The 5,458-nt window shown below is 70.6% G+C and carries 3 protein-coding genes and 1 pseudogene; all 4 read left to right on the top strand.

Annotation, left to right across the window (positions count from 1 at the left end):
• Positions 1 to 1,002, top strand: a pseudogene (locus ABZ070_RS35015) (hypothetical protein); the annotation flags it as partial.
• Complete coding sequence (locus tag ABZ070_RS35020; protein WP_356639968.1) at positions 999 to 2,033, top strand: NAD-dependent epimerase/dehydratase family protein; 1,035 nt, start codon at positions 999 to 1,001, stop codon at positions 2,031 to 2,033. The pseudogene ABZ070_RS35015 and the gene ABZ070_RS35020, both read left to right, overlap by 4 nt.
• Positions 2,034 to 2,035: 2 nt before the next feature.
• The gene (locus tag ABZ070_RS35025; protein WP_356639970.1) at positions 2,036 to 5,179 is read left to right on the top strand and encodes a non-ribosomal peptide synthetase; all 3,144 of its coding nucleotides are present in this window, start codon (positions 2,036 to 2,038) and stop codon (positions 5,177 to 5,179) included.
• Positions 5,176 to 5,391 (top strand): hypothetical protein, encoded by a 216-nt coding sequence (locus tag ABZ070_RS35030; RefSeq protein ID WP_356639972.1) that lies wholly within the window; start codon positions 5,176 to 5,178, stop codon positions 5,389 to 5,391. The genes ABZ070_RS35025 and ABZ070_RS35030 overlap by 4 nt, the downstream gene beginning before the upstream one ends.
• Positions 5,392 to 5,458: the final 67 nt, after the last annotated feature.

The following is a 5,458-nucleotide window of genomic DNA, read 5'->3' on the forward strand; positions in this document are numbered from 1 at the left end:
GCCCCCACCAAGCTCGAGCTGCTCGAAGCCTGGCTTCCCGCGCAGCCGTGGTACGTCGGCACGGCACTGGCCGGGCCGGCCAACGGCCCGGCTGAGGGCATGGGTGTCTGCGTGGGCCGGCCCGCAGCCGGCACATCCGTGCGCACCATCGAGGTCAGCGACCGGCCGGTCCCCCGCTGGACGCCCCACCTGCCCGTGGGAGAAGGCGAAATAGGCGAGATCGTTGTCAGCGGCCAGGCGGTCAGCCCGCGCTACTTCCAGTCGCCCCAGGCCGATGCCGAGCACAAGATCCAGGACGGCGAACGTCGTTGGCACCGCACCGGTGACGTCGGATGGATCGACGGTGAGGGGCGCCTCTGGTTCTGCGGACGCAAGAGCCATCGCGTCCGCACCTCGAGCGGCGACCTGCACACGATGCGCTGCGAAGGCGTCTTCACCACCCATCCGCAGGTCAAGCGCGCAGCGCTGGTGGGCTTCGGCCCGCACGGAGAGCAACGACCCGTGCTGTGCGTGGAGCTCGAGCCCGGCACCGAGCGGAGGCACTGGCCCAGGATCGAGGGCGAGTTGCGCGCCTTGGGCGCGAACAAACCGGTGACCAAGACGATCGACGACTTCCTGCCCCACCCCGCCTTCCCTGTGGACATCCGCCACAATGCCAAGATCCGCCGGGAACTGCTGGCCGGCTGGGCCGAGGACCAGCTCACCGGAAGCCGCCGCCCGTCCGGCGCCGACCAGGCGCTGCGCGCCGTCCCGCTGCTCGGATGGGCCTACCTGGCGGCCTGGCCCCTGCTGCCCTGGGAACATGCGGCGCTGACCGCGCTGTGGTGGGTCGATGCCTTCCTCAGCGTCGTCGTCCATGCGGTCCAGATACCGTCCGCGCTGCGCGCGGAGCAGGAACTCGCCACCGCGCGCTGGCCATGGGCGACGGCCGCGCTCACGATGCTGTTCGGGGCCACGTGGTGGCGTCGGCGCAGCAGCAAAGCGAAGGGTGATGCCGCGTGAAGACACTGGTGACGGGCGCGTCCGGGTTCCTGGGCAGCCATATCGTCGACGCCTGCGTACGCGTCGGCGACGACGTGCGCGTGCTCGTACGCGAAGAGAGCGATCTGAGCCATCTGCGCAGTGTTCCCGGTGTCGAGTTCGCGTACGGAGATCTCCGCGACGCCGCCTCCCTGCGCCAGGCGATGGACGGCATCGATGTCGTGCACCACAGTGCGGCCCGAGTCACCGACAGGGGGACCCGCGCCCAGTTCTGGGACGAGAACGTCGCGGGCACCGAACGCCTCGTGTCGACGGCCCGGGCAGCCGACGTACGACGCTTCGTGTTCATCAGCAGCCCCAGCGCGCTGATGAGCATTCGTGGCGGCGACCAGCTCGACATCGACGAGAGCGAGACCTTCCCCGCACGCCACCTCAATCTCTACTCGGAGACCAAGGCCGCCGCGGAACGCCTGGTGCTGGCCGCGAACCGCACGGACTTCACCACCGTCGCACTGCGCCCCCGGGCCGTGTGGGGGCCGCGTGACCACTCCGGCTTCATGCCGCGGCTAATCGCGAAGATGATGACGGGCAGCCTCCCCGACCTCTCCGGGGGCAGACGGGTGTACGCCTCGCTGTGCTACTGCGAGAACGCCGCCTACGCCTGTGTACGGGCGGCGTGTGCCGACGGAGTCGGCGGCCGGGCGTACTTCATCGCCGACCAGCAGCCGGTGGAGATCTGGAGCATGCTCGCCCTCCTCGCCGAGCGGTTTGGCGCCAAGCCCCCGACCAAGCAGGTCTCCCACGGCGTGCTGCGCGCGCTCGCGTTCACGGCGGACATGGTCTGGAAACTGCCGCCGCTGGCCAAGCACTCCTCGCCGCCGCTCTCCCGGTACACGCTGGCCCTGTTGACCCGTTCAGCGACGTACGACACGTCAGCGGCGCGGCGGGATCTGACCCCGCCGCAGGTGGACCACGACGCCGGGATGGCGCGGCTGGAAGCGTGGATCGACAGCATCGGCGGCGTCAACGAGTTCGTGAGGAAGGTGAAGTAGTCATGACCGCACAGCATGTCGCCTCGGCCAGCGGCACCGGGACCGGTCCTCGCGGAACGGCCCCTTTCCGCCGTCCTGTCTCTGCGACCGAGTGGTCCTATCTGGCCGCTGCCCGGCTGGGTGACCTGCTGGTGCTCCAGCTGGTCGTCGAGGGCGCTGGGCCGATCGACGCCCTGGCCCTGAGCCGGGCCGTGGCCGAGGCCTCGGCGTCCTGCCCGGGCTCGCGACTGATGCGCTGCGGCAGGATGTGGGTCGACAGCGGACGTCCGGCCCGGGTCGTGGTCGCCGAAGGCAGGGGCTTCGACCGCACGACGTTCACGGGCCTTCCTGAGCTCACCGGCCCGTTGGCCGAGTCCGAAGGCCGTCCGGGCTGCGAAGTGCTGCTACTCACCGGCGAACCGAGCACCGTGGTCTTCCGCGCATCACACGCCGTGATGGACCTCAAGGGCATGGCGATCTGGTCCACCGAGGTGTTCCGCGCTCTGCGCGGCGAACCGCTCCACGGCGCCGTCGACTCGCTGGCCGACTACGCGCTGCTGGATGCGGTGGGCCGGACCGGTCAGCGGCCTCGTCTCGGGCTCGACCAGCGCTCGCCGCTGGGCGGCCGCCCGGGCAACTGCTCGGTATGGCGGCGGCGTATGCTCCCAGGCCAGCACGCGGCGTCGGCAGCGAAGGTGGCGGCCACGGTTGCCGGAGCCGGAGCCGTCGCAGGCTCCACCGCCCGGATCATGGTCCCGGTGGATCTGCGGCGTCACGCTCCCGGCGTGTCGTCGACAGCCAATCTGGCCCTGCCGGTGTTCCTCGACATCCCGGCCGGCCAGAGCACGGATGCGGTCCACCGACAGTTACTCAATGCGCTGGCCTCCCGGCAGGAACTGGCGCCCGGCGCGGAGACTGCCCTGGCCCGCCTGCCACTGCCCGCAGCCGCAGCATTAGTGCGCGTCTCACGCGCCGCCACTGCGGCACGACACCGGTATCTGGCGTCGGCCATCGTGTCCCACGCCGGCCGGCTGGCGCCGGAGGATTTCAGCGCCGGGGAGTTCACCGCGACGAGCGTGTACGCCCTTCCGGTGCATGCGCCCCTGATTCCGGTCAGCATCGCGCTGCTGGAACTTCCCGAGCACATCGAGCTGGTGGTCTCCGCCCGCGGGGCGGCGGACGTCGGCGGGCGCTGCGAGGAGCTGCTGGACCGTATCGAGTCCGCACTGGGCACGGTCCTCCCGGCCCCATATGAACCGCCCGTGGCACCGCCGCGGGAGCCCGTCGCGGCCGAACTCCTGCTTGCGCCCGGCCCCGACGGGCTTCCTTCCCCGGAGACCACAGTGCTGCAGCTGTTCCGTGCGCAGGCCGCGCGCCGTCCGGACGCACCCGCCGTGCTCGGCGACAACCTGCACTGGTCGTACGCGGAACTGGACCGCCGCTCCAACGCCGTCGCGGGCGAACTGCTCTCCCGGGGAGTCGGGCGCGGCGACGTCGTCGGTGTCCTGGCGGACCGCTCGGCACTCGGCCTGGCCGGAGTCTGGGGCGTCCTCAAAGCCGGCGCGGCCTTTCTGCCCGTCGACATACGCAATCCGGCGCGCCGGGTCGAGGAGCTGCTGCACGACGCGCAGGCCCGCTTCTGTCTCACGGAGAGGCCCGCGTGCGCCAAGGCGGAGGGAGGCAACCGCACGACGATCCTCCTCGAGGACATCGCGAGCGACGAGGCGACCGTCGACGAGCACCAGCGAGCGGCCCTCACCGCTGCCGCTCCCGGCCCGGACGATCTGGCGTACGTCATCTACACCTCGGGGTCCACCGGCAAGCCCAAGGGCGTACAGATCGAGCACCGCAGTCTGACCAACGTCGTCGGCTGGATATCCCCGTTCATGCGGTGCGACGAAGAGACCCGGGCCGCATACTCCTTCTCCCCCGGCTTCGACCTCTCGATCATGCAGATCTTCCCGCCCCTGCTGCACGGCGGCGCCGTCGTACCGGTGCCCGGCGAACTCGACCACCTCAAGCTGCGCGAGATGTTCTCCGGACGGCAGGCCAACACGCTCGGGATGACGCCTACCCACCTCGACCTCGCCGTACGCCTCGGCATCCGCCCCACGGGCATCCGGGCCCTCCAGGTCGGCGGCGAGAACCTCACCGCGGCCAGCAGCAGCCGGGCACGCGCGGCCTTCGGACCTGACTGTCTGTTCGTCAACATCTACGGTCCCACCGAAGCAACGGTGGCCTGCACCGTCGCCGTCGTCGGCGACGACACCGCACGCCCGTCCGCGCCGATCGGAGTACCGGTGCACCGCACCTCCGTGTCGGTACTGGACGAGCGTGGGAACGAAGTCCCCGACGGCGAGCTCGGCGAACTCCATGTGACCGGCGTTCAGCTGGCCCGCGGATACCTCGGCCGCCCCGACCTGACAGCCGACCGATTCATCTGGCTCCCGGACGGCCGACGCGCCTACCGCACCGGCGACCTGGTGCTCCGCCTGGCCGACGGGCAACTCGAGTACGCGGGCCGAATCGACTCCCAGGTGAAAATCCGCGGTCACCGGGTCGAGCCGGGCGAGGCCGAGGCAGCACTCACCGCTCTGCCGGACATCGCACAGGCCGCGGTGGTCGCCCGCCCCCGGCCCGACACCGGCACGCCCGCTCTGTGCGCCTTCGTGGTGCCGGCCGAGGGTGCGGCTGCCTTCGACGAGGCTGCCGTACGGGCGGAGCTCGAGCAGTCGTTGCCGTTCCACCTGGTGCCCTCGGTCGTACGCGCGGTCTCCGGGCTGCCGGAGACCGCCAACGGCAAGACGGATCGCAATGCGTTGCCGAATCCTTTCGACCATGCGCCGGTGGAGCCGGAGAAGGTCCCGGCAGCGGGCCCGAAGCATCCGGCGGCCGGGAACGGTCCGGGACCCGGCACCGCAGCGGCGACGGCCGAGATCTGGGCCCGCGTCCTGCATTGCAAAACCACGGACCTCGATTCCTCATCCGACTTCCATGCACTCGGCGGCGACTCACTGGCCGTCCTGGAAATGCTGGCCGCACTCGGCGAAGACCTCTTGAGCCGAGCCGCGGAGCAGCAGTTCCTGGCCCGGCTCGGCTCCCTCAGCGAGAATCTCACGCTCGGCCGAGTCGTCGAGACCGTCGAGGCGCTGCGGAGCACAACGTGATCTTCGTCGGAGAGGGTGCGCTGCTCTGGCGCGCCGTACAGCACGCACTGGACCACAACCTGGCCGTGGACCTGGTCTGCGGCCCTGCTCTGGCCGCAGAGGCTGCTCGGCCCGACGTTCCCTATCGTGCCGTCGCGGACGTCAACTCCGTAGCCGCCGAGCTGGTCGCCGTCGGCACGGACGGCCTAGTACTGCAACGGTTCTTGTCGTGACGGTTTGACCGTGTGCTCGTTGAGCTGTTCATGGGTGGGGAACGTGCTGAGGTCCGATGGTGGGCGG

The organism is Streptomyces sp. NPDC006283 (assembly GCF_040613325.1).
Taxonomy (GTDB): domain Bacteria; phylum Actinomycetota; class Actinomycetes; order Streptomycetales; family Streptomycetaceae; genus Streptomyces.